Raw genomic sequence first — 24,272 nt, forward strand, 5'->3', positions numbered from 1 at the left:
GGCAGCACGCTACGCGAGTTCGGCGAACTCCACGCGGGTGTCCCCGTAGCGACGCTCCCGCCACGGCTCCCAGCCCTGCGGCCAGCGCACCGACGGTCCCGACGCCGCCCGTTCGATGACCATCACGGTGCCCGGCCGGGCCCAGCCGGCGGCGGCCAGCCCGGTGACCAGCGCCTCGACATCAGCGACGGCGACCTCATAGGGCGGATCGGCGAACACCAGGTCGACCGGACGTGCTGCGGCGCCGGCGATTACGGTGGCCACCGGCGCACACCGCACCGTTGCGCCACTCACGCCGAGCGCGGCGATGTTGTCGGCGATGACGGCGGCCGCCCGCCGATCGGACTCGACGAACAGTGCCGACGCCGCACCCCGCGAAAGCGCTTCCAGCCCAAGGGCACCCGAGCCCGCATACAGATCGAGCACAGCGACACCCGCGAGGTCGAGACGGGCTGCCAGCACGTTGAACAGCGACTCGCGCACGCGGTCCGTGGTCGGCCGGGTGCCCCGGGCGGGCACCGCGATGCGGCGCCCGCCATAGCTGCCGGAGACGATGCGGGTCAGGCTGATCCCCCAGTCGCTTCGATCCTGCCCGCCGAACCGACCACCACCAGCAGGTCACCGCCTTCCACCTGACCGGTGGGTGCCACGGCCACGCGGGATACGGTGCCGCCCTTGGGTGCGGTGATCGCGGCCTCCATCTTCATGGCTTCGATGGTGGCGATGGTCGCACCGGCCTCGACGACTTCACCGACCTTGACGTTGACGGTGACCACACCGGCGAACGGGGCCGCGACATGGTCGGGGTTGTTGCGGTCGGCCTTCTCGGCGGCCGGGACGTCACTGGCGATGCTGCGGTCGCGCACCAGCACCGGACGCAGTTGGCCGTTGAGAATGCACAGCACCGTGCGCATCCCGCGCTCGTCGGCATCGGAGATCGCCTCGAGCCCGATCAACAGCTGAACACCCTTCTCCAGCTCGACCCGGTGCTCTTCGCCCTGCCGCAGCCCGTAGAAGAACTGGTTGGCGCTCAATTGCGAAGTGTCCCCGTACTCTTCGCGGTGCGCCTCGAATTCCTTTGTGGGCCCCGGGAACAGCAGGCGATTCAAGGCGGCCTGGCGTTTGGGGCCGGGCGTGGCCAGCAGGGCCTCGTCCTCGGCCGACAGTGGCTGCTCGGGCTTGGCGGGACCTCGCCCCGCCAAAGCCTTGGTGCGCAACGGCTCCGGCCACCCGCCCGCCGGGTCACCGAGTTCGCCACGCAGGAAACCGATGACACTGTCGGGGATGTCGTAGCGGGCCGGTTCGGCGGCGAATTCATCGGCCGTCACGCCCGCGCCGACCAGGGCCAGCGCCAGATCACCGACGACCTTGCTCGACGGGGTCACCTTGATCAGCCGGCCCAGCACACGGTCGGCGCCGGCGTAGGCGTTCTCGACATCCTCGAACCGGTCGCCCAAGCCCAGTGCGATGGCCTGTTGCCGCAGATTGCTCAGCTGCCCACCCGGGATCTCGTGGTGATAGACCCGGCCGGTCGGGCCCGGCAGTCCGGACTCGAAGGGCGCGTACACCTTTCGAAGCGCCTCCCAGTACGGCTCCAGATCGCACACCGCGCGCAGGGACAGGCCGGTGTCGTACGGGGTGTGCGCGGTCGCTGCCACGATCGCCGACAGCGCCGGCTGAGACGTCGTCCCGGCCAGCGGGGCGGCGGCCCCGTCGACGGCCGACGCACCCGCCTGCCAGGCGGCCAGATACGTCGCCAACTGCCCACCCGGGGTGTCATGGGTGTGCACATGCACCGGCAGATCGAACCGGGAGCGCAACGCCGACACCAACGCGGCCGCGGCCTGCGGACGCAGCAGCCCGGCCATGTCCTTGATCGCCAGCACGTGAGCTCCGGCGGCGACGATCTGCTCGGCCAGCTTCAGGTAGTAGTCCAGGGTGTAGAGCTGCTCGGCCGGATCGCTCAGGTCACCCGTGTAGGACATCGCGACTTCGGCGATGGCCGTTCCGGTCTCGCGGACCGCATCGATCGCCGGTCGCATCGACTCCACGTTGTTGAGCGCGTCGAAGATCCGGAAGATGTCAATGCCGGTCGCCGTCGCTTCTTCGACGAACGCCGAGGTGACGAGCTCCGGATACGGGGTGTAGCCGACGGTGTTGCGGCCTCGCAGCAGCATCTGCAGACAGATGTTCGGCACCGCTTCGCGGAGAGCGGCCAGCCGCTCCCACGGATCTTCCTTCAAGAAGCGAAGCGCCACATCGTAAGTCGCTCCACCCCAGCACTCGATCGAGAGCAGCTGCGGCATCGACCGAGCCACGTACGGCGCCACCTTGAGCAGACCCGTGCTGCGCAACCGGGTGGCCAACAGCGACTGGTGTGCATCGCGGAACGTCGTATCCGTCACGCCCAGCGCGGGGCTCTCCCGCATCCACCGCGCGAAGCCCTCGGGCCCCAGCTCGACCAGCCGCTGCTTGGAACCCGCGGGCGGTGCCGCCGTGAGGTCCACGGCAGGCAACTTGTCCTGCGGATACACCGTCGACGGACGCTGCCCGTGCGGCTTGTTGACCGTGACGTCGGCCAGGTAGTTGAGGATCTTGGTGCCGCGGTCGGCAGGCGTGTGGGCGGTCAGCAGCTGCGGACGCTCATCGATGAACGACGTGTTGACGCGGCCGGCCCGGAAATCGGGATCATCGAGCACCGCCATCAGGAACGGGATGTTGGTCGACACACCGCGGATCCGGAACTCCGCCAAGGCGCGCCGCGCCCGCACCACCGCCGTCGCGAAATCCCGGCCGCGGCAGGTCAACTTGACCAACATCGAGTCGAAATGCGCGCCGATCTCCGCGCCGGTGTGGGTGCCGCCGTCCAGCCGGATACCGGCGCCACCCGGCGAACGGTAGGCCGTGATACGCCCGGTGTCGGGGCGGAAACCGTTGGCCGGGTCCTCGGTGGTGATGCGGCACTGCAGCGCCGCCCCGCGGATCTTCACCGAATCCTGGCTCAGCCCAAGGTCTTGCAGCGATTCTCCGGACGCGATGCGCAACTGGGAGGACACCAGGTCCACATCGGTGATCTCCTCGGTCACCGTGTGTTCCACCTGGATTCGCGGATTGCACTCGATGAACACGTGATGCCCACGCTCGTCGAGCAGGAATTCGATGGTGCCCGCGCACGAATAGTTGATCTGCCGAGCCAGCGCCACCGCGTCGGCACAGATCCGCTCGCGCACCTCGGGATCCAGATTCGGGGCGGGCGCCAGCTCGATCACCTTCTGGTGGCGTCGCTGCACGCTGCAGTCGCGCTCGAAGAGGTGGATCACATCGCCCTGGGTGTCGGCCAGGATCTGCACTTCGATGTGGCGGGGATTGATCACCGCCTGTTCCAGGTAGACCATCGGATCACCGAACGCCGATTCGGCCTCGCGACTGGCCGCCTCGATGGCCTCGGGCAGCGCGGCGGGATCGCTCACCCGGCGCATACCGCGGCCGCCACCACCGGAGACCGCCTTGACGAACAACGGGAACTGCATCCCGGCGGCCACCGCCACGAGCTCGTCGACCGAGGCCGAGGGCTCCGAGGACGCCAGCACGGGCAGACCCGCCGCGCGCGCCGCCGCGATCGCACGGGCCTTGTTACCGGTGAGCTCCAGCACCTCGGCCGACGGGCCGACGAACGTGATGCCCGCCTCCGCGCACGCCGAGGCCAGCTCGGGGTTCTCCGAGAGGAAGCCGTACCCCGGGTAGATCGCGTCGGCCCCGGCATGGCGGGCCACCCGGATGATCTCCTCGACCGACAGATATGCCCGCACCGGATGGCCGGCCTCACCGATCTGATACGACTCGTCGGCCTTGAGGCGGTGCAACGAATTGCGGTCCTCATAGGGATAGACCGCCACGGTCGCAATGTTCATCTCGGTCGCCGCACGGAACGCGCGGATGGCGATCTCGCCACGGTTGGCCACCAGGAGTTTGGAAATCACGCGGGTAACCCTAGCCGCAGCATTGTTACGCGGTGTTACATCGGCTGCGTTAGAGCAGCGTCGACCAGTAGTTCCAGAACCGCGCCACGATCAGAAGGATCAGCGCCGTGAACCACAGCGCCACCAGCGACCATCGCCACTGATGGATGACCCGCAGCACCGCGTTGCCGTGCAGCGGTTCCAGGGCGATCGAGGAAGCCACCACCAGCAGCGGAATGGTGACCGCCCAGACTCCCATGCAGTACGGGCACAGCGCGCCGATGCGGTAGAGGCTCTGGAAGATCAGCCAGTGCACGAACACCGCCCCGAGCAGGGTGCCGACCGCCAGACCCGCCCAGTACCACCGCGGCAGACGCACATTCGCGACCGCGAGGACACCGGTGACCACGACGACGGTGAACGCGACGATGCCGATCATCGGGTTGGGGAAGCCGAACACCGACGCCTGGGGCGTGACCATCACGGAGCCGCACGACAGCACCGGGTTGATGCTGCAGGACGGGACGTACTTGGGGTTGATCAGTATTTCGATCTTCTCGTACGTCAGCGTCAGTGCGGCGGCCAAGCCGACCACCCCGGCGATCAGCACCCATACGGCGCTGGTCTTGGCGACCTCGACACCCGGCTGTTCGACGGACTGCGCGGCTTCTGCCTGCGACTCCGTGGTCACGGTCACGAACCCGGTTTGGCCGGGGCCGGCTGCTGCGGCGCGGCGGGGGCGTTGCCTGCGGGGCCGGCTGCTGCGGCGCGGCGGGGCGTTGCCTGCGGGGGCGCCTGCGGCGGGAGCGGCGGGCGCACCGGCGGCCGGGGCCTGCGGCGTGACGGCACTCAGCCCGGGCACGTCGCCCACGATTTCCTTGACCTTGGCTACCATCGCATCCGGTGTGCTCGGTTGGTAGTCCTCGCCGTTGATGCGGATGGTGGGCGTGGAGTTGATGCCCGCGGCGGCCGCCATGCCCTTGACCATGTCGACGTACGTGCCCTTGGTGATGCAGTCGGGCGTCTTACCCGCGGCACCGGCCTGGCGGGCGAGTTCGATGAGCCGCGCGTTGTCCGGATAGATGCCGCCACCTTCTTGGGGCTGCAGCTCCTTGGTGTACAGCGCGGTGTGGAAGCGACGGAATGCTTCGATGGACTCGTCGGCGACGCAGTAGGCGGCGGCACCGGCGCGCGACGAGTACCCGTCGCCGGAGCGGTCCAGGATGGCCACCATGTGATAGTCGGCGGCCACCGCGCCGGAGTCGATCATCTTGCTGATGGTCGGGCCGAAGGCGCGCTCGAAGTTACCGCAGGCCGGGCAGAGGAAGTCTTCGTAGAACGACAGCACCACCTTGGGTTCGCTGGTGCCCTCTTTGGTCATCACATTGCTCGCAGCCACCCGGACGGCCTTGGCTTCACCGGAAGCCGGTTTCTTGTTGCCGGTCATGACGATGTAGAGCACCAGCGCCGCGGCGAATATCACCACAACAGCGGTCAGGCCGATCTGGATCAGCAGGTTCCGTTTGCGATCCGCTGCCTTCAGGTCGTACTTGGCGGTCTTCTTGGGTTTGGCCACGGCGCCAAGCGTACCGGCGGTTCAGGTGTGGGCCTCAGGCGTGGCTGAGATGTGCCCGCAGGGCTGAGATCATCGCGGTGGTTGCCGTGGCGCTGCCGCCGGCGAGCGGGAAGAAGTTGCCGAAGCCGTGAATCAGGGAGCGCTCCTCGCGAAGATCGACCAGCACTCCAGCCTCTCTCAGGGCCGCGGCATACCGGTTGCCCTCGTCGCGCAGCGGGTCGAAACCCGCCGTGAACACCAGGGCGGGCGGCAGTCCCGCCAGGTCCTCGGTGAGCAGAGGAGACACGATGGGGTCCTCGGGACTGACGTCGGAGCCACCCAGGTAGTGGCCGAAGCACCAGTCGATATCGCGCTTGGTCAGGAAGAACCCGTCGGCGAACAACGTGCGCGAGCGGGTCTGGCTGGAGAAATCCGTGACCGGGTAGAGCAGCAGTTGCAGATCGGGCAGGGGCAGACCGTCCGTGTGGGCCCGCTGGCTGACGACGGCGGCCAGGTTGCCGCCCGCACTGTCCCCACCGACCACGATGCGCGTCGCACCCAGGCCCGCGGCGTGCTGCAAAGCCCACTGGTAGGCCGCATAGGCATCGTCGGCGGCGGCCGGGGCCTTGTGTTCGGGGGCCAGCCGGTAGTCCACCGACAGCACCTGGATTCCGCCGTCACGGCAGATCAGCCGGCACAGGCTGTCGTGGGTATCCAGGTCTCCCAGCACGAATCCACCGCCGTGAAAGAACACCAGCAGCGCCGATGTGGGGGCCGGGCCCGATCCGTCCGGCACGTAGTGCCGCGCCGGAATCGGTCCGGCCGGCCCGGGAATCGACATCTCCGAGACGTCAGCACGGATCGGCGGGCTCAACAGGGATGCCTGCGCCCGCAGCTGAGCGCGTGACGATTCCACGCCGCAGTCGGGCCGGAAGTCGCCGACCAGACCACCCTGTCCGGCGGCGCGCTGCGCCAACAGCAGCATCTGCAGCGTGGAGTCCAGGGTGTTGCCGTCCAGTTCGACCGGGCGGCCGCCGAGCAGAAGTCGCTTGCTCCGTTCGGGGATACGCGGCAACGCAGCGAACGTGAGCTTTGTCGCCCGGCGCAGCAGGACCTGCTTGGCAGTGCCCCGGCCTGGCAGACTTTCACTCATGGCAGCTCCCTCTGTGAACCCACGCGTCGCACTCAACGACGGTAATTCCATACCCCAGGTCGGCCTGGGCGTCTGGCAGACCCCTCCGGACGAGACCGAACGCGCGGTCACCGCTGCTCTGCAGTCCGGCTACCGCCACATCGATACTGCCGCTGCCTACCAGAACGAGGTCGAGACGGGTAGGGCCCTGGCGTCCGCCGGGGTGCCGCGCGACGAGGTGTTCCTGGTCACCAAACTGTGGAACGGCGACCAGGGCTACGACGCCACCCTGGGCGCATTCGAGGCCAGCCTGGACCGGCTCGGTGTGGACTACCTGGATCTTTACCTGATCCACTGGCCGGTGCCCGCCAAGAACGCCTACGTCGACACCTTCAAGGCGTTCGCCCATCTGCGGGATCAGGGCCGCATCCGGTCGATCGGCGTGAGCAACTTCGAACCGGAGCATCTGAAGATCCTGATCGACTCCACCGGCATCGTGCCCGCGGTCAACCAGATCGAACTGCACCCGTTGCTGCCGCAGCGCGAGCTTCGCGAGGTTCATACCCAGCTCGGGATCGCCACCGAGGCGTGGAGCCCGCTGGGCCAAGGCTCGCTGCTGGCCGATCCCGTCATCACCGAGATTGCCGCCGCACATGGGAAAACACCGGCCCAGGTGCTTATCAGGTGGCATATCCAGCTGGGTAATATCGTCATCCCCAAGTCGGTGAACCCCGAACGGATTGCGAGCAATTTCGACGTGTTTGATTTCGAGCTCAGCGAGCAGGACATCGCGTCCATCGCGTCGCTCGAGAACGGCACCCGGTTGGGTCCCGATCCTCGAACCTTCAATTTCACAGGGTAGGTGACATGACCCCATCGGACGGGGCGGCGATTCCCACCATCACTCTCAATGACGGCAATACGATCCCGGTCGTCGGTCTGGGAGTCGGGGCGCTGTCGGATTCCGAAGCCGAGCAGGCGGTTTCGGCCGCATTGCAGGCGGGCTACCGGTTGATCGACACCGCGGCCTCCTACGGCAACGAGGCTGGGGTCGGGCGGGCGATCGCCGCGTCGGGCATCCCACGCGAGGAGATCTACGTGACCACGAAGCTGGCCACGCCCGATCAGGGCTACAAGTCCTCGCAGAACGCCGCCCGGGCCAGCCTCGAACGGCTCGGCCTGGACTACGTCGACCTCTATCTCATCCACTGGCCCGCCGGCGACACCAGCAAGTACGTCGACAGCTGGGGCGGTCTGATGAAGGTCAAGGAAGACGGTGTGTCGCGCTCGGTCGGGGTCGCGAACTTCAGCCCTGAGGACCTGTCGACCATCATCGGCCTGACGTTCTACACACCGGCGGTGAACCAGATCGAGCTGCATCCGCTGCTCAATCAGAGCGCCTGGCGCGCCGCCAACGCCGAGAACAACGTCGCCACCGAGGCCTACAGCCCGCTCGGCGTCGGCAACCTCCTGGACAACCCGGCCATCACGGCCGTCGCCGACGCGCACGGCAAGACCGCGGCCCAGGTGTTGATCCGGTGGAGCGTCCAACTGGGCAACATCGTCATCTCCCGGTCGACCAACCCCGACCGGATCGCCTCCAACCTCGGCGTGTTCGACTTCGAGCTGACCGACGACGAGATGACGACCCTCAACGGGCTCGACGACGGAACCCGGTTCCGACCGGATCCGGCCACCTACACCGGCTAGCTCCGGCAAGACTTTCTCCGGCAAGACTTTCTCCGGCGAGCAGACACTCAAGTCCGCGACACGCCGCGGTTGCGGGACCGCCATGTCTGCTCGCCGTCAGAAGGTGCCCAATGTGGCCAGGTGTAGGCGGACCGCGCGGTCAACTCGCTCCTTGTCGCCGGTGGCCAGTAGATCGAGCAGGCCACCGCGCAGCACGGCCAGCGCCAGGGTACGACGCGCGATGCCTTCGGCACTGCTCTTGTCTTGCGGCGCTTGATGTTCCGCCAAGACTTCCAGCCAGTCCTCGACTGTGTCACGCGCGAAACCCGCCCACGCGCCGTCTGCTTCCACCAGTGAGCGGGCGTAGGCCTCGGCCCACAGTGTGAGCAACGGCTGATGCTCGTCGGCGGCGAGCCATCCCCAGATCTGCTCGACGGCTGCGCCGAATCCGGCGCGATCCGAGTCAGCGGCATGGCGCAGGCGGTCCATCAGTTCGAGTTCGTCGGAGCGTGCGCGCGCCAACAGCGCGCGTACCAGGCCGTCCTTGCTGCCGAACAGGAAGAGCAGCACCCGCGGGCTGGAGCCGATCGCCGACGCCAACGGCCGCAACGACATCTCGGCCAGACCATGGGTCAGCGCGTACTTATAGGCGCTCTCCAGAAGTTCGATCTGGCGGGCGGACGGGGTTGTCGGATCCGGGGCCACATTGGTAGCCTAGCGCTACTGAAACGAGTGTGTCAGTGATCTGTTTCACGATCGGAGGCGCGTCGATGTCGTTGAGTGTCGAGCAGTCACGGATCGTGGTGCGCCGCGTGGACCGCCCCGGCGATCTCGGATGGGTCGTGATGGCCCACGGCGAGATCTATCACGAGCAGTTCGGGTGGACCACCGATTTCGAGGCGCTGGTCGCCAGGATCGTGGCCGACTTTGCCGCACAACACAATCCGGCAACCGAAGCCGGTTGGATCGCCGAGGTCGACGGCGAACGCGCCGGGTGCATCTTCTGCGTGCAAGGCGACGATCCGGGGGTTGCAAAGCTACGGATCTTGTTGGTCTCGCCGCGGGCCAGGGGCCTCGGGCTGGGTGCCCGACTGGTCGACGAATGCTTGCGGTTCGCGCGTGACGCCGGCTACTGCCAGGTCACGCTGTGGACCAACGACGTACTGACCTCAGCTCGAAAGATCTACCAGGGGTTCGGGTTTCGACTCATCGATGAAGAACCTCACCACAGCTTCGGCCAGGACCTCAACGGCCAGAACTGGCTTCTCGACCTCTAGCCCTCGTCGAGTGGCCACTTGTTGCACGCAGATTCGGGAAAACCTGTGCACAAGTGGCCATTCGCCGCTACCGCTAGCCCGTCGGGCAGGTCCCGGCAGCTTCGCGCAGCACGGCCGCCGAGGGCACGTCGACCGGCAAACCGTAGCCCCGCAGCACCGCGACGAAGGCCACGGCGTACTGACACCAGAATGCGTGGTTGGGCGGCATCCAGCGCGCAGGTTCCTGGTCACCCTTGTCCTGATTCGCCCGTCCTTGTACCGCAAGCAGATTGGCGGGGTCGTTGGCGAACCGCAGTCGCAGGTCCTCAGGCCAGGCACGGGCGCCCAGATCCCAGGCCAGCGCCAGCGGCACGATGTGGTCGATCTGGACCGAGGCGCCGACCTGGTTGCCGCGGACGAACGCCACCACCGCGTTGGTGTACGGGTCGCGCAGGGTGCCGGTCGCCACCGCGGTCGGGCAGCGCTTGATGGCGACGTAGGTCTTGTCCACGAGATCACGATCGAGAATGTCGTTGCGGGTGTCGCAGCCGTTGTGCCCGCCCGGCGCGCTGTTGTCGTCGTCCCACGCCTCCCCGAAGGCGGCACGGCGATAATCGTTGCCGCGCACCCGAACCGGAATCTCCGGTATCCCGGCCAGCACGTCCGTGCCCGCCGCCACCGTCGGCGCGTCGGCTTCGGCGACGAACCGGCTGGACCGCTGCGCCGACAACGTCACCTGAACCGCGACGATCACGGTCAACGCGACCGCAACCGCCAGCCACGCCAGCCGGTTCACGACTTGTCCAGATACTCGACCCGGTCGGTCTCGACGAACTGGGCTGCCAGCAAGGCCATTCCCGCGTTGTTCGGGTCCGTTTCGTAGAGCGATTCGCAGTATTCTCGGGCGTCGGTGATCACCTCGAGATGTTCGCGCAGCGACAGGAAGCGCAGATTGATGGTTCGCCCGGACTGGTTGAGCCCCAACACATCCCCCTCGCGACGCTCGTCGAGATCGAGATCGGCGAGGGCGAAGCCGTCGAGGGTGCCCGCGACCGCCTTGATGCGCTCCCCCGCCTTGGAGGTCTCCGGCAGCCGGGTGGCCAGCAGGCACAGGCTGGGATGCTGCCCACGACCGATGCGGCCGCGGAGCTGGTGCAGCTGGCTGATGCCGAATCGGTCGGCGTCCATCACCACCATCACGGTGGCGTTGGGCACGTCGACGCCCACCTCGATGACGGTGGTGCACACCAGGACGTCGAGTTCGCCGGCGCGGAACGCCGCCATGACCGCGTCCTTCTCGTCGCCGGACAACCGGCCGTGCATGAGCCCCAGCCGCAACCCGGACAGCGGCCCGCGTTGCAGCCCATCGAACAACTCGACGACGGTGACCGGCGGCGGGCCGGCCTGCCTGCCGCCATTGGCGTCCTTGCCGTCCTTGTCGGATTCGTCGATGCGCGACGCCACCACGTAGGCCTGACGGCCGGCGGCCACCTCCTCGCGGATCCGTGCCCACGCCCGGTCCAGCCAGGCCGGCTTCTGCGACACGAAGATGGTGTTGCTGGTGATGGGCTGGCGGCCACGCGGCAGTTCCCGCAGCGTCGAGGTCTCCAGGTCGCCGTACACCGTGAGCGCGACGGTGCGCGGGATCGGGGTCGCCGTCATCACCAGCAGGTGCGGAGTCAGGCCCTCAGGAGCCTTGGCGCGCAAGGCATCCCGCTGCTCGACGCCGAACCGGTGCTGCTCGTCGACCACCACCATGCCGAGGTTGGCGAACTCCACCGCATCCTGCAGCAGCGCGTGGGTGCCGATCACGATGCCTGCCGCACCCGAGGCGACCTCCTCACGCACCTGCCGCTTCTGCGGTGCCGACATCGAGCCGGTCAGCAGCGCGACCCGCGTGCCGTGCTCGGCACCGCCGAGCTCACCCGCCATCGCCAGCGGCCCCAACGCGTCGCGCACAGACCGGGCATGTTGGGCGGCAAGGACTTCCGTCGGCGCCAGCAGTGCGCACTGATAGCCGGCATCGACCATCTGCAGCATCGCCAGCACCGACACGATCGTCTTGCCGGAGCCGACCTCGCCCTGCAGCATCCGGTTCATCGGGCGCGTCGAGGCCAGTTCTGCCGACACCACGTCGAGGACCTCCCGCTGGCCCACCGTGAGGTCGAACGGCAGCGTGCGCAGCAACTCGACGGCCAGCCCGTCGTCGGTCCACGGCGCGGGCGGGCCGGACTCGCTCAGCTCGCCATGCCGCCGCGCGACCAGACCCCATTGCAGCCCGATGGCCTCGTCATAGGTCAGCCGTTCGGCGGCCCGGTCGCGCTGCGCCGCGTTCTCGGCCAGGTGAACGGCCCGCAACGCCTCGTCTTCGGTCATCAGATTCCGTTGCCGGACAAAAGCTTCCGGCAATGGATCCGGCACCGGGTCGAGCACGTCGAGCACCTGGCGCACGCACGAGTAGATGTCCCAGCTCTGCACCTTGGCGCAGGCCGGGTAGATCGGGAAGAACTCCCGCTCGAACGCCGCCAGCATGTCCTCGCCGCTGGCCCCAGAGGCGGTCGCAATGGTTTTCAGCGACTTGGTGCCGAACTGCTTGCCCAACGGCGAGTCGAGCACCAGGAAGGCCGGATGGTCCAGCTGCAGGGTGTTGCGGAAATACTTGACCTCGCCGGAGAGCATGAGCCTGGTGTCGACCGGAAGCTTGCCGGCCATCCACCCCGCGTTGAAAAACGTTGCGGTGACGGCCGGCCGGTGCTTGCCGAGTGTGACGCGCAGCCATTTGCGGGTCTTCTGTCGTCCGGTCTTCTTGTCGAAGACCGGCTTCATCGTCCCTTCCTTGGTCTCGGTGACGACCTCGATGAAGGTGACGTGTTCGCCCTCTTCCAGATCAAGCGCCTCGCCCTCGCCGCGGACGGTCATGCCGTCGCTGTATTTGCGGGGGTAGTGCCGCAGCAGATCGTTGACGGTGCGGATACCGAAGTGCTCCTCGAGCGGCTTGGCCGACTTGGCCCCGATCACGAGGTCCAGCCGGTCGGCGAGGCCGGCCACTACTCGACTCCGATCAGCAGGGCATCGCCACGGTGGCCGGTGTGGTAGGTCACCAGTTCGGCGCCGAGATGTTCGCGGTGCACGTGTTCCTGCAGCGCCTTGCCGACATCGGGGGCGACACCGTCACCCGTCAGCACCGTGATCAGCTCGCCGCCGGCGAGAAGGAGCAGATCGATGAGACCGGCCGCCGCGGTGGTGACGTCGGGGCCGACGATCAGCACCTCGTCGCCCGCGATACCGAGCCCGTCGCCCGGCTTGCAGGTGCCTGCCCACGTCAGCGCCTCCTCGGTGGCCACGCGGACCGAGCCGTGCCGGGCGCCTGCGGCTGCGCGGGCCATGGTGTAGCCGTCGTCGACGGCCTGCCGGTCGCCGTCGTGGACCGCCAACGCAGCCAGTCCCTGCACCATCGAGCCGGTCGGCACCGGCACCACGTCGATACCCCAACCGATGGCGGCCGTGCAGCCCGCGACGAGTTCCTCGGCCGCGACGTATCCGTTCGGCAGCACCATCACCTGTGCGGCGCCCGCGTCGACGAGGGCCCGCAGGAGTTGCTTGGCACTGATCGCCTCACCGTCGGCGGGCCGCAGCACGGCCGCGCCCTCGCCGGCGAACAGCTCGGCCCCGCCGTCGCCGTCGACAACGGCCAGCACTGCCCGCGCCTTGGCCCAGCCGCCCGCCGGACGCGTGTCCGGGCCGCCGAGCAACGCGGTGATCTGGATACGGCTCGGCGTGCCCACCGCCAAACCCGCCTCGACAGCGGCGCCGGCGTCGTCGACGTGCACGTGGACCGAGAACTCGTTGCTGCCGGAGGTCGCGATGGTCACCGACTCGCCCAGCTGGTCGAGCGCTGCCCGCAATCCCTCGACGGCGTCGGCACCGCATCCGCTGAGCAGATACATCACCTCGAACTGCGGCGGAGCCGAGGTGCCTGCGGCAGGAAGCGCCGGCCCGGCCGACGGTTGGTATGTCGGGCGCCGCGCCGTGTGTCCGGCGATCGTGGATGCCATCGCGTCCAGCAGTACCAGCAGGCCGCGGCCACCGGAATCGACCACGCCGGCCTCAGCGAGCACATCGAGCTGGTGTGGTGTCTGGTCCAGTGCCGCGGCAGCGGCGTCCGCCGCAGCCACGGTGACCGCTCCGAGTTCGGCGCCGTCGGCGGCGCAGTGCTCGGCGGCGCCGGCAGCGGCCTGCAACACCGAGACGATCGTGCCGGGCACCGGCTCCCCCATCGACGCGACGACGAGCGCGACGGCATGCCGAAGGGCCGCGCCGTAGAGCACACCGTCGATGTCGTAGAGATCACCGTCGCGCTGCGCCGCGGCCGACGCGACCACCTCGGCGACGGCCAGCAGGATTTGCGACAGGATCACCCCGGAGTTCCCGCGGGCGCCCTGCAGCGCCCCCGCAGCCAGTGCGGCTGCCACCTGCGCGACGTCGCCGGCCGGTTGAGCATCCACCTGCGCCCACGCCGAGCGCATCGTGAACAGCATGTTGGTGCCGGTGTCGGCGTCGGGCACCGGGAAAACGTTGAGCCGGTTGATCTCGTCGGTGTGCGCGATCAGGTCACCGACGGCGGTGTGCGCCCACTTCCGCAGAGCGGAGGCGTCGAGCCGTCCAGCAGCCACCGAACCCCCTCCAGATCCCGAGCCGTTCCCCTGAGAACACACGCGTGCGGCATGGCCGCCGTGCGCGTCAGCCTAGCCAGTGCCTGCGACAATGCTGATCAGACCATCGGGTCCTGTGCATAACCTGACACGCGGCTCACCGGCGATTTTGGCGATAGCCTGGCCTCTCGGTATCCTGGTCAGGTTGTCGGGTCGAGCCGCGCAGTTTTGCGGCGACCAAACCCAGACCCCCAAGAACTGATTTCAAGGAGTTGTTGATATGGCTGCCGTGTGCGATATCTGCGGGAAGGCGCCGGGCTTCGGCAAGTCGGTGTCGCATTCGCATCGGCGGACCAACCGACGCTGGGACCCGAACATTCAGTCGGTCCGTGCCGTGGCACGCCCGGGCGGTAACAAGCAGCGTGTGAACGCCTGCACCTCCTGCATCAAGGCCGGCAAGGTCTCGCGCGGCTGAGCGCTCGCGCGAAGACGACGACCAACACCGCAGACCGCTCGCGCGCAAGCGCGGGCGGTCGCGCTTTCGGTCGTCGTTTAACCGTCGGGTCGGCAGGGTACCTCCTGCCATCATGAGCCCTCTTCGCTTGTCCGGTCGGTTCCTGTTCGGATGCGCCTGCATGCTAGCCGTCGCTACGGCGTTGCCGGCATGCGGGAGCAACAAGTCCGGCGATCAGCCGACCACTGAAACCACGACGTCGACGACCTCAAGCACCACGTCGAGCCCTGCCGTCGCGCCGACGGAGCAGACTACAGTCTCACTCGCGCCTACGGCACCGCCAGAGGAAACCACCGGTGGCGGCAACGGCACTGTCGTGGTTCCGCCGCCCCCGGCGATCCCGTCACCTCCTGCCATCCCGGCTCCGCCGGCGATCCCGTCGCCTCCTGCCATCCCGGCACCTCCGGCGATCCCGTCGCCACCCGGCGTGCCGATGCCGTGAGCGGAGGCGCCGTCAGGGCAGCTGCCAGTCGATGGGCTCGGCGCCCTTCTGCTGCAGCAGTTCGTTGGCCCGGCTGAACGGCCTTGACCCGAAGAATCCGCGCGATGCCGACAACGGTGACGGATGCGGGGACTCGATGATCCCGCAATCACCCTCGGCCAGCATCGGTTTCAGGGTCGACGCGTCACGCCCCCACAGCACCGCCACCATCGGCTGATCCCGCGCCACCAAGGCGCGGATCGCGCATTCGGTGACCGCTTCCCAACCCTTGCCGCGGTGCGACGCCGGCGTGCCCGGCCGCACGGTCAGTACGCGGTTGAGCAGCAGCACACCACGTTCGGCCCACGGGGTCAGGTCCCCGGTGGTGGGCTGCGGAAAGCCGAGATCCTCGGTGTACTCGGTGAAGATGTTGGACAGGCTGCGCGGCAGGGGCCGCACATCGGGAGCGACCGAGAAGCTCAGACCCACCGCATGTCCGGGCGTCGGGTAGGGATCCTGCCCGACGATCAGCACCCGCACCTGATCGAACGGAAAGCTGAAGGCGCGCAAGACATTCTGCCCGGCAGGCAGATACCTTCTGCCCGCGCCGAGTTCTTCGCGCAGGAACTCCCCCATCTGCGCCACCTGGGGGCCTACGGGCTCCAGTGCCCGCGCCCAACCGTCCTCGACGAGTTCACTCATAGGCCGTGCCGTTGTGGAATTACTCCTCACGTCCGCCACCGTGGAATTGCTCCTCGCGTCCGCCACCGTTGAAATGCTCCTCGCGTCCGCCACCGTGGAATTGCTCCTCGCGTCCGCAGTCACAGAAAACCAACCTAGCCTCAGCCCTCAATCAAACGACTGCCATCCCGCGTTTCCCGCCCACGCGTCGCCGTCGAGCAGCACCGCCGCCGGACCGTCGAGCACCTGCCCGATCACCCGCCAGCCCTCCGGCGGGGAGCCGCGGAACGTCGCAACCAGGGCGTGGTCCTCACCGCCGCCGAGCACCCACTCCAACGGATCGTCGCCGGTCGCCGCGGCAGCGGCGGCGACCGCGGCCCGGTCGGGGTCGAGCGCCGTGGCAGACAGGTCGATGACGACGCCGGACGCCGTGGCGATATGGCCCAGATCGGCGAGCAGTCCGTCGGACACATCGGTCATCGCGGTGGCGCCCGCGCGCGCCGCGGCCGCCCCTTGACCGTACGGCGGTTCCGGTACCAGATGCCGACGCCGCAATTCGGGATGATCGCTGATTCCGTTGTGCCACAGCGCATATCCCGCTGCCGACCGCCCCAGCTCACCGACCACGGCGACGGTGTCGCCAGGGCGGGCGGTGCTGCGCAGCACCGGGGGCCGACCATCGAGATCACCCAGGACCGTGACCGATACCACCCACTGCGGGGCCCGCACCAGATCACCGCCGACGATGCCGGCCCCGACCCGCCGCGCCTCGTCCCACAGCCCGTCGGCGAGTTCGACCGCTGCGGCACTGGGGGTGTCGGCCGGTGCTCCGAACGCGACCACGAACGCCGTGGGCCGCCCGCCCATGGCTTCGATGTCGGCGGCGTTCTGCGCGATGGCCTTGCGGCCGATGTCGTGCGGGGTCGACCAGTCCAGCCGGAAGTGCCGGTCCTGCACCAACATGTCGACCGATATGGCGGTGCGACCGTCACCGGCGAGTACCAGCGCGGCGTCGTCGCCCGGTCCGAGCGTCACCGCGGCGGGCTGGACCCGTCCTGCCACCAGGCGGTCGATGACGGCGAACTCACCGACGCCGGCCAGAGTGTCCCCGTCGTCCCCGCCCGATTTTGCGCCGGCCATAACCCCCTCCTACCGGTCGCGGCCGTGCTCTGAACACCGGACGGACCTACGGTAGTTTTGTTTGTCTGCGGCGAGTGAGTCTATGCAGCGATACAGAGGAGAGGGCGGGTGGTGGAGGCTTACATGCTGATCCAGACCGAGGTGGGCCGCGCCGAGGTCGTCGCCAAAGCGCTGGCGGTCCTGCCCGGTGTGCTGTCGGCGGAGTACGTCACCGGTCCCTACGACGTGGTGCTGCGCGTCGGCGCGGACACGCTGGCGGCCCTGCAGTCCGACGTGGTCCCGAGTGTGCAGCAGGTCACCGGGATCACCCGGACGCTCACCTGCCCGATCGCCAACGGAGCTCAGCCATAGAGTTGGCTGCGTGACCGACCCGCAGACCACCGACGGCCCACCCCGCGCGCTGCTCATAGCGGCCGTTGTGGTGGCGGTGTCGGTGTTGATCACTGTGCTGGGGATCGCGGCGGCGCGCCAGCAGTCCCCGGACCACCCGCCGGTGGCGATCTCCTCGGTTCCGGCGCCGCAGGCGCAAAGCCCCGAATGCGGCGCCCTGCTCAACGGTCTGCCCGAGCAGCTGGGCGATTTCCTGCGGGCGCCCACCGTCGAGCCCACGCCGCCGGGTACCGCGGCGTGGCAGGGCGAATCCGGTACCGAACCGGTCATCCTGCGCTGCGGCCTGGACCGCCCCACCGATTTCGTCGTGGGCACGCCTCTGCAGCTCGTCGACGATGTGCAGTGGTTTCGGGTGGCTGACGAGGGAGCCGCGCCGGGGGCAGCCCCCGCCGGCACGCCCGACCAGGCCCGGAGCACCTGGTACGCCGTCGACCGGCCCGTCTACGTCGCACTGACGCTGCCCGCAGGGTCCGGGCCGACACCCATTCAGCTGATCTCGGCGCAGATCACCCGCACCATGCCGGCCCGCCCGCTGGATCCGGCCCCTGCCCGCTGAGCGTCAATGCGCTCCTCGCGTGCGCGAGTCAGCGCAGGCCGGTGCCGCGGGCTAGCGCCGTATCGACCATGGCCGCGAGCAGGGTCGGATAGTCGACGCCGCTGGCCGCCCACATGCGCGGGAACATCGAGATGGTGGTGAACCCGGGCATGGTGTTGATCTCGTTGATCACCGGACCGTCGTCGGTGAGGAAGAAGTCGACCCGGGCCAGACCTTGGCCGTCGAGCGCTGTGAATGCGCGCACCGCGAGGTTACGGATCTCTTCGGCGGTGTCGTCCTCGATCTTGGCGGGCACGTCCAGTTCGGCGGCGTCGACGAGATATTTGGTGGCGAAGTCGTAGAAGCCGTCCTCGCGACCCCGCACGCCGGCCACCCGGATCTCCCCGACGGTGCTGGCTTCGACTGAGCCGTCAGGGAATTCGAGCACGCCGCATTCCAGCTCGCGGCCCGGGATCGCGGCTTCGACGATGACCTTCGGGTCATGGCGGCGGGCCAGCTCGATGGCGGCGGGCAGCTCGTCCCACGCGCTCACGCGGCTCACGCCGATCGAGGATCCACCGCGGGACGGCTTGACGAACACCGGCAGCCCGAGCCGCTCGCGCTGCTCCAGGTCGAGGGTGGCGTCCTTCGGCCGCAGCACGACGTGGTCGCCGATGGGCAGACCCTCGGCCGCCAGCAGCTTCTTGGTGAACTCCTTGTCCATGCCGGCTGCACTGGAGAACACGCCCGAGCCGACATACGGCACCCCGGCCAGCTCGAGCAGGCCCTGGATGGTGCCGTCCTCGCCGTAGGGTCCGTGCAGCACGGGGAACACGACGTCGACGGACGCCAGCACCTGTCCTGGCCCGGAACCCAACGAGATGAGCTGACCGCTGCGCCCGGGGTCGGCGGGCAGCGCGAGGGCGGTGCCGGAGGTGTCGGTGACGCCGGGCAGTTGGCCGTCGGTGATGGCCAGGGTCTCCGGCCTGCCGTCGGTGAGCATCCAGGAGCCCTCGGGCGTGATTCCGACGGCGACCACCTCGAAACGTTCCGGGTCGAGGTTGCGCAGGATACTGCCCGCCGATACGCAGGAAATCGCATGTTCGGAACTGCGTCCGCCGTACACGACGGCGACGCGGATCCGGGATCCGGGCTGATTGCGGACAGTCACAACCTAGAGAGGCTACCGCCCTGGGCGGACCTCAAACCTCAGCGCGTCCTGACCTGCGGTTTCTACCGCAGCGCCTGGCTGACGTCGGCGATCAGGTCGTCGGTGTCCTCGATACCGGCCGATATCCGGGCGAACCCGGCAGGCACCGGATCTCCCCAGCGGGCACGCCGGTCCACCGAGGTGTGGATCCCGCCGAAACTGGTCGAGGCGATGAGCAGCGCGCTGCGCTCGACCAGCGCGTGCACTGCCGCGGCGTCGGCCAGTTCGATCGACACCAGGCCCCCGAACCGCTGCATCTGTGCGGCGGCCAGATCGTGCGAAGGGTCCTCGGGCAGCCCCGGGTAGCGCACCGACCGCACGGCCGGGTGGTTGCGCAGCATCACCGCGAGTGCTTGCGCGTTCTGGCACTGCCGCTCGAAGCGCAGCCCGGCGCTGCCCAGGCTGCGCAGGACCAGCCAGGCTTCGAATGCTCCGAGAATCGGCCCGGCCAGTAGCCGGTCGCGTTCCACCGCGGCCATCAGCTCGGGCTGGCTGCCCGCGACGTACCCGGCGATGAGATCACTGTGGCCCGACAGTGATTTGGTGGCGCTGGCGACGACCAGGTCCGCGCCCAGTGACAACGGTTGCTGACCCAGCGGGGTCGCGGTGGTGTTGTCGACGACGAGCGTGGCGCCGCGGCCCCGGCAGGTCAGCGCCAGCCGGTGCAGGTCGACCACGTCCAGCGCGGGATTGGCCGGTGTCTCGGCCAGCACCACGTCCGCGTTCGACGCGGCCTGGCAGATCTCCCCCGCACCGGCTTCGATGACGGTAACTCCTTGCAGGGCAAGGTATTCCGATGCGTACCGACGAACCTGGTAGTAGCCGTCGGCGGGCACGACGAGCGTCGAACCCGGCTTGGCCAGGACCCGAAGCACCGAAGTGATGGCCGCCATGCCTGATCCGAAAGTCAGCGCCGCGGACGCTCCTTCCAGTTCGGCCAGCGCCGTTTCCAACTGCCGCCAAGACGGATTGGAACTGCGCCCATAGCTGTCCAGCGGCTCGGTCTCGTCGGGCGACAAGTGGTAGGTCGACGCCGGAACGGGCATCGGCGCCACCGGTACGCCTGGGATCGATTGGGATCCAACGGCTTTGACGCTGCGGGTGGAATCGCCGTACGTGCCTTCGATCATCTCTACTCCGGTTTGGTGCTGCGTCCCAGCAGGTGTGCAACGGCCTCGTTTACCGATAACCCCTTGTGACAGACCCGGTGGACGGCTTCGGTCAGCGGCATCTCGACGTCGTAGCTGGACGCCAGGGCCAACACCGATTCACACGACGACACCCCTTCGGCGACGTGTCCGCCCGCCGCGAGCAGTGCCGACTCCATGGTGCCACCCTTGCCCAGCCGTTCGCCGAACGTGCGGTTGCGCGAGCGCGGTGAGGTGCAGGTCGCGACGAGATCGCCGACCCCCGCCAAACCGGACAACGTTGCGGGCTTGGCGCCCAGCGCGATGCCGAGGCGCAGGATCTCGGCCAGCCCGCGGGTGATGATCGCGGCGATCGTGTTCTCCCCGAGCCCGACCCCGACCGCCATCCCGCACGCGAGGGCGATGACGTTCTTACAGGCCCCGCCTATTTCGGCGCCGACGACGTCGGAGTTGGTGTAGGGCCTGAAGTATCCGGTGGCCATCGCGCGTTGCAAGGCGACTGCGCGCCCGGAGTCACTGCAGGCGATCACCGTCGCGGCCGGTTGCATGGCGGCGATCTCGCTGGCCAGGTTCGGCCCGGTGACGACACCGATCCGGGACGGGTCGGCGCCGGTGACCTGGACGATGACCTGACTCATCCGCATCAGCGAATCCAGTTCGATGCCCTTGGCGAGGCTCACGAGCGTGACGTCGTCACCGATCAGGTGCTTCCAGCCCTCGAGGTTGGCACGCAGCTGCTGCGCAGGCACCGCCAGGAACACCGTGCACGCGCCGGTGAGGGCCTCGGCCGGATCGCTGGTGGCCCGTATCGCCGACGGCAGGACGACATCGCCGAGGTACTCGCTGTTGCGATGCTCGGTGTTGATCTCGTCGGCGACTTCCGGTCGTCGCGTCCACATCGTCACCGGGTTACCCGCGTCCGCCAGCACCTTCGCAATCGCCGTGCCCCACCCGCCGGCGCCCATAACCGCAGCCTCCACCACGGCATCACCCTAGCCGCTGCGCGCAGGTACGCGGCGGCAGCGGCCCGGCTGGCAGGATGGCTGGCATGAGCGGTACCCGCCCCGCCGGCACGACGCCGGACGCCGAGGTCGCGCTGGTGATCGCCGTCAAGCGCCTCACAGCGGCCAAGACCCGTCTGGCTCCGATCTTTTCCGCGTCCACCCGGGAAGCGGTGGTGCTGGCCATGCTCGTCGACACCATCACCGCGGCCTCGGCGGTCGCCGCGGTCACCGTTGTGACGCCCGACGAGGACGCCGCCGACGCCGCCCTGCAACTGGGTGCCCGGGTGATCTCTGACCCGACGCCTGCCGGGCATCACAACCCGCTGAACAACGCCATCACCGCCGCTGAGCTGGAACTGCGCGGGACCACGCCGAACATCGTTGTGCTGCAAGGTGATCTACCGGCACTGCAACCGCAGGAGCTGGCAGGCGCACTCGCCGCGGCGCAGGCCCACCCGCGCAGTTTCGTCGGCGACCGGCACGGCACCGGAACCTCTGCGCTGTTCGCCTTCGGGGTGCCCCTGCAACCGCAGTTCGGCGCCGATTCCGCTGCGCGCCACCGGCACTCCGGCGCCATCGAACTCACCGGCCCCTGGCCGGGGCTGCGTTGCGACATAGACACACCTGACGATCTGTCTGCTGCCCGCAGGCTGGGCGTCGGACCGGCCACGACGAAAACCCTCGCGCGACATCACTAGCGCGGGTAGCCGGACGGCTGGCGGATAGGGAATGATCGGACGGGTGAGCGAAGCCACCGAAGCCGAGCCGACCCTGCGGGCCGACGACACCGATCGCGGCGACACCTCGAACGGGTCGGAACCGTCAGCCGGTGCCGATGCGACACCCGAGGCGCCGCCTGCGGCCACCTCCCCCGCCGTCGACAACGCGCTGCCCGAGGACCGCTATCTCAACCGCGAGCTGAGCTGGCTGGACTTCAACGCTCGAGTGCTCGCGCTGGCGGCCGATCAATCGCTGCCCCTGTTGGAACGCTTGAAGTTCCTCGCCATCTTCGCGTCGAACCTCGACGAGTTCTACATGGTCCGGGTCGCCGGTCTGAAACGCCGTGACGAGATGGGCTTGTCGGTGCGGTCGGCCGACGGGTTGTCCCCGCGCGAGCAGTTGCGCCGGATCAACGAGCGCACCCAGCAGATCGCGAGCCGGCACGCCGCGGTCTTCCTCAACTCGGTACGCCCACAGCTTGCCGAAGAAGGCGTCATCATCGTCACGTGGGCCGAACTCAGCGCGGCCGAACGCGACAAGCTCTCCACCTACTTCCACGAGCAGGTGTTCCCGGTGCTGACGCCGCTCGCGGTGGACCCCGCGCATCCCTTCCCCTTCGTCAGCGGGCTGAGCCTCAACCTGGCCATCACCGTCCGCCATCCCGATGACGGCGGTCAGCACTTCGCCCGAATCAAGGTGCCCGACAACGTCGACCGCTTCGTCCAACTGCCCCCGCCTGCCGACGGGCCGCAGGTGCTGCGGTTCCTGCCGATGGAAGCGCTGATCGCCGCATTCCTTCCGGTGTTGTTCCCGGGCCTGGAAGTCGTGGAGCACCATGCCTTCCGGATCACCCGCAACGCGGACTTCGAGGTCGAAGAAGACCGCGACGAGGATCTGCTGCAGGCGCTGGAACGCGAACTGGCCCGCAGGCGCTTCGGCAAGCCGGTCCGTCTCGAGGTCGCCGACGACATGACCGACAACATGCTGGAGCTGTTGTTGCGCGAGCTCGACGTCGATCCCGGCGACGTGATCCAGGTGCCGGGACTGCTCGACCTGTCGACCGTGTGGCAGATCTACGGTGTCGATCGCCCCGACCTCAAGGACCCGCCGTTCGTGCCCGCGACACCACCGGCTTTCGGCGAGCGGGAGACGCCCAAGAGCATCTTCTCGACGCTGCGCGACGGCGATGTGCTGGTGCATCATCCGTACGACTCGTTCTCAACGACCGTGCAGCGCTTCATCGAACAAGCCGCCGCCGATCCGAGCGTGCTGGCCATCAAGCAGACGCTGTACCGCACGTCGGGCGACTCGCCGATCGTCAACGCACTCATCGACGCTGCCGAGGCAGGCAAACAGGTCGTGGCGTTGGTGGAGATCAAGGCCCGGTTCGACGAGCAGGCCAACATCAAGTGGGCGCGCGCACTGGAACAGGCGGGCGTGCACGTGGTCTACGGCCTCATCGGACTCAAGACGCACTGCAAGACCTGCCTTGTGGTGCGCCGTGAAGGCTCGACCATTCGCCGTTACTGCCATATCGGCACCGGTAACTACAACCCGAAAACCGCTCGCCTGTATGAGGATGTGGGCCTGCTGACCGCCGACCCCGACATCGGCGCCGACTTGACAGATCTGTTCAACTCGCTGACCGGCTACTCTCGCAAGGATTCCTACCGCAACCTGTTGGTGGCTCCGCGCGGCGTGCGCAAGGGCATCGTCGAGCGGATCGACCGGGAGATCGCCGCACATCTCGATGGTGCGCCTTCCGGAATTCGCATGAAGGCCAATGCATTGGTCGACGAGCAGGTGATCGACGCGTTGTACCGGGCATCGCAGGCAGGCGTCCCCGTCGAGATCGTGGTGCGCGGCATCTGCGCGCTACGGCCCGGCGGCGCCGGTTATTCCGAGAACGTCACGGTGCGGTCGATCCTCGGCCGCTTCCTGGAACACTCGCGGATTATTCACTTCCGCGCCATCGACGAGTTCTGGATCGGCAGCGCCGACATGATGCATCGTAATCTCGACCGGCGTGTCGAGGTGATGGCTCAGGTGAAGGACCCGCGGCTCACCGCGCAACTGAACGATGTATTCGAATCAGCCATGGACCCCGCCACCCGGTGCTGGGAACTGCAGCACGACGGCCATTGGACGGCGCTGCCGCAGGAAGGCCAGACGGTACGCGACCACCAGGTGTCGCTGATGGAACGCCACCGGCAGCGCTGATCGGGTCGGAGTACGGGCCAGCAGCGGCACCGGAGAATGACCTGCA

22 protein-coding genes and 1 pseudogene are annotated in these 24,272 nt (G+C 68.2%); 8 read left to right on the forward strand and 15 right to left on the reverse strand.

Features of this window, described 5'->3' with window-relative positions:
- Window positions 1-9: 9 nt before the first annotated feature.
- The 5 genes and pseudogenes from rsmD to BTO20_RS23400 form a co-directional block, all read right to left on the reverse strand.
- Window positions 10-564 carry a 16S rRNA (guanine(966)-N(2))-methyltransferase RsmD gene (rsmD, locus tag BTO20_RS23380; protein WP_087078482.1) on the reverse strand — a complete coding sequence of 185 codons (555 nt, stop codon included), beginning with the start codon at window positions 562-564 and terminating at the stop codon, window positions 10-12.
- A complete protein-coding gene (locus BTO20_RS23385) occupies window positions 561-3,980 on the reverse strand; it encodes a pyruvate carboxylase (RefSeq protein WP_087078483.1) in 3,420 nt (1,139 codons plus the stop codon). Before BTO20_RS23385 ends, rsmD begins: the two co-directional genes overlap by 4 nt.
- A 49-nt stretch (window positions 3,981-4,029) precedes the next feature.
- Window positions 4,030-4,656, reverse strand: a complete 627-nt coding sequence (locus BTO20_RS23390; protein ID WP_087082538.1) for a vitamin K epoxide reductase family protein — start codon at window positions 4,654-4,656, stop codon at window positions 4,030-4,032.
- A gap of 138 nt (window positions 4,657-4,794) precedes the next feature.
- Window positions 4,795-5,535: pseudogene (locus BTO20_RS23395) on the reverse strand (DsbA family protein); the annotation flags it as partial.
- A 34-nt stretch (window positions 5,536-5,569) separates the two neighbouring features.
- Window positions 5,570-6,667 carry an alpha/beta hydrolase gene (locus BTO20_RS23400; RefSeq protein ID WP_087078484.1) on the reverse strand — a complete coding sequence of 366 codons (1,098 nt, stop codon included), beginning with the start codon at window positions 6,665-6,667 and terminating at the stop codon, window positions 5,570-5,572.
- A gap of 13 nt (window positions 6,668-6,680) precedes the next feature.
- Between BTO20_RS23400 and BTO20_RS23405 the strand changes: the two genes are divergently transcribed.
- Together BTO20_RS23405 and BTO20_RS23410 are read left to right on the forward strand one after the other, a co-directional pair.
- Window positions 6,681-7,508: an aldo/keto reductase gene (locus tag BTO20_RS23405; RefSeq protein ID WP_087082540.1), complete on the forward strand. Its 828-nt coding sequence runs from the start codon at window positions 6,681-6,683 to the stop codon at window positions 7,506-7,508.
- Between the two features lie 5 nt (window positions 7,509-7,513).
- Window positions 7,514-8,356, forward strand: a complete 843-nt coding sequence (locus BTO20_RS23410; RefSeq protein ID WP_087078485.1) for an aldo/keto reductase — start codon at window positions 7,514-7,516, stop codon at window positions 8,354-8,356.
- Between the two features lie 96 nt (window positions 8,357-8,452).
- On the opposite strand, the gene BTO20_RS23415 is transcribed toward BTO20_RS23410, so the two are convergent.
- A complete protein-coding gene (locus BTO20_RS23415; protein ID WP_087078486.1) occupies window positions 8,453-9,040 on the reverse strand; it encodes a TetR/AcrR family transcriptional regulator in 588 nt (195 codons plus the stop codon).
- A 65-nt stretch (window positions 9,041-9,105) separates the two neighbouring features.
- On the opposite strand from BTO20_RS23415, the gene BTO20_RS23420 reads away from it, so the two are divergent.
- On the forward strand, window positions 9,106-9,612 hold the full coding sequence (locus BTO20_RS23420; protein WP_087082542.1) for a GNAT family N-acetyltransferase: 507 nt from the start codon (window positions 9,106-9,108) through the stop codon (window positions 9,610-9,612).
- 73 nt (window positions 9,613-9,685) lie between these two features.
- On the opposite strand, the gene BTO20_RS23425 is transcribed toward BTO20_RS23420, so the two are convergent.
- From BTO20_RS23425 to BTO20_RS23435, 3 genes are read right to left on the reverse strand one after another with little or no spacing between them, the layout of a single operon-like run.
- Window positions 9,686-10,387 carry an HNH endonuclease family protein gene (locus BTO20_RS23425; protein WP_087078487.1) on the reverse strand — a complete coding sequence of 234 codons (702 nt, stop codon included), beginning with the start codon at window positions 10,385-10,387 and terminating at the stop codon, window positions 9,686-9,688.
- Window positions 10,384-12,639, reverse strand: a complete 2,256-nt coding sequence (gene recG, locus BTO20_RS23430; protein ID WP_087078488.1) for an ATP-dependent DNA helicase RecG — start codon at window positions 12,637-12,639, stop codon at window positions 10,384-10,386. Before recG ends, BTO20_RS23425 begins: the two co-directional genes overlap by 4 nt.
- Complete coding sequence (locus BTO20_RS23435) at window positions 12,639-14,264, reverse strand: DAK2 domain-containing protein (protein WP_087078489.1); 1,626 nt, start codon at window positions 14,262-14,264, stop codon at window positions 12,639-12,641. Before BTO20_RS23435 ends, recG begins: the two co-directional genes overlap by 1 nt.
- Window positions 14,265-14,523: 259 nt before the next feature.
- Between BTO20_RS23435 and rpmB the strand changes: the two genes are divergently transcribed.
- Complete coding sequence (gene rpmB, locus BTO20_RS23440; RefSeq protein ID WP_019969600.1) at window positions 14,524-14,718, forward strand: 50S ribosomal protein L28; 195 nt, start codon at window positions 14,524-14,526, stop codon at window positions 14,716-14,718.
- 213 nt (window positions 14,719-14,931) lie between these two features.
- Here the strand turns inward: rpmB and BTO20_RS39955 are convergent, their stop codons facing one another.
- From BTO20_RS39955 to BTO20_RS23450, 3 genes are all read right to left on the reverse strand, one after another.
- Window positions 14,932-15,150 (reverse strand): hypothetical protein, encoded by a 219-nt coding sequence (locus tag BTO20_RS39955; RefSeq protein WP_198344034.1) that lies wholly within the window; start codon window positions 15,148-15,150, stop codon window positions 14,932-14,934.
- A gap of 61 nt (window positions 15,151-15,211) precedes the next feature.
- Window positions 15,212-15,880, reverse strand: coding sequence for a uracil-DNA glycosylase (locus BTO20_RS23445; RefSeq protein WP_087078490.1), 669 nt, complete (start codon window positions 15,878-15,880; stop codon window positions 15,212-15,214).
- Between the two features lie 147 nt (window positions 15,881-16,027).
- On the reverse strand, window positions 16,028-16,999 hold the full coding sequence (locus BTO20_RS23450) for a thiamine-phosphate kinase (protein ID WP_087078491.1): 972 nt from the start codon (window positions 16,997-16,999) through the stop codon (window positions 16,028-16,030).
- A 108-nt stretch (window positions 17,000-17,107) separates the two neighbouring features.
- Between BTO20_RS23450 and BTO20_RS23455 the strand changes: the two genes are divergently transcribed.
- Together BTO20_RS23455 and BTO20_RS23460 are read left to right on the forward strand one after the other, a co-directional pair.
- On the forward strand, window positions 17,108-17,350 hold the full coding sequence (locus BTO20_RS23455; protein ID WP_087078492.1) for an Lrp/AsnC ligand binding domain-containing protein: 243 nt from the start codon (window positions 17,108-17,110) through the stop codon (window positions 17,348-17,350).
- A gap of 10 nt (window positions 17,351-17,360) precedes the next feature.
- Entirely contained in the window at window positions 17,361-17,945 is a 585-nt protein-coding gene (locus BTO20_RS23460) for a DUF3515 domain-containing protein (protein ID WP_087078493.1), read from the forward strand.
- A 28-nt stretch (window positions 17,946-17,973) separates the two neighbouring features.
- Here BTO20_RS23460 and BTO20_RS23465 read toward each other — a convergent pair whose 3' ends face one another.
- The 3 genes from BTO20_RS23465 to BTO20_RS23475 all read right to left on the reverse strand — a co-directional run bounded on the left by BTO20_RS23465 (window position 17,974) and on the right by BTO20_RS23475 (window position 21,247).
- A complete protein-coding gene (locus BTO20_RS23465; protein ID WP_087078494.1) occupies window positions 17,974-19,095 on the reverse strand; it encodes a D-alanine--D-alanine ligase family protein in 1,122 nt (373 codons plus the stop codon).
- Between the two features lie 62 nt (window positions 19,096-19,157).
- Window positions 19,158-20,261, reverse strand: a complete 1,104-nt coding sequence (locus BTO20_RS23470) for a cystathionine gamma-lyase (protein WP_087082546.1) — start codon at window positions 20,259-20,261, stop codon at window positions 19,158-19,160.
- A gap of 5 nt (window positions 20,262-20,266) precedes the next feature.
- Entirely contained in the window at window positions 20,267-21,247 is a 981-nt protein-coding gene (locus tag BTO20_RS23475) for an NAD(P)H-dependent glycerol-3-phosphate dehydrogenase (RefSeq protein ID WP_198344558.1), read from the reverse strand.
- Between the two features lie 83 nt (window positions 21,248-21,330).
- On the opposite strand from BTO20_RS23475, the gene cofC reads away from it, so the two are divergent.
- Together cofC and BTO20_RS23485 are read left to right on the forward strand one after the other, a co-directional pair.
- Window positions 21,331-21,984 carry a 2-phospho-L-lactate guanylyltransferase gene (cofC, locus tag BTO20_RS23480; protein WP_198344035.1) on the forward strand — a complete coding sequence of 218 codons (654 nt, stop codon included), beginning with the start codon at window positions 21,331-21,333 and terminating at the stop codon, window positions 21,982-21,984.
- A gap of 31 nt (window positions 21,985-22,015) precedes the next feature.
- Window positions 22,016-24,226, forward strand: coding sequence for an RNA degradosome polyphosphate kinase (locus tag BTO20_RS23485; protein ID WP_087078496.1), 2,211 nt, complete (start codon window positions 22,016-22,018; stop codon window positions 24,224-24,226).
- The last annotated feature ends 46 nt before the right edge of the window (window positions 24,227-24,272 follow it).

The organism is Mycobacterium dioxanotrophicus, assembly GCF_002157835.1.
GTDB classification, from domain to species: Bacteria; Actinomycetota; Actinomycetes; order Mycobacteriales; family Mycobacteriaceae; genus Mycobacterium; species Mycobacterium dioxanotrophicus.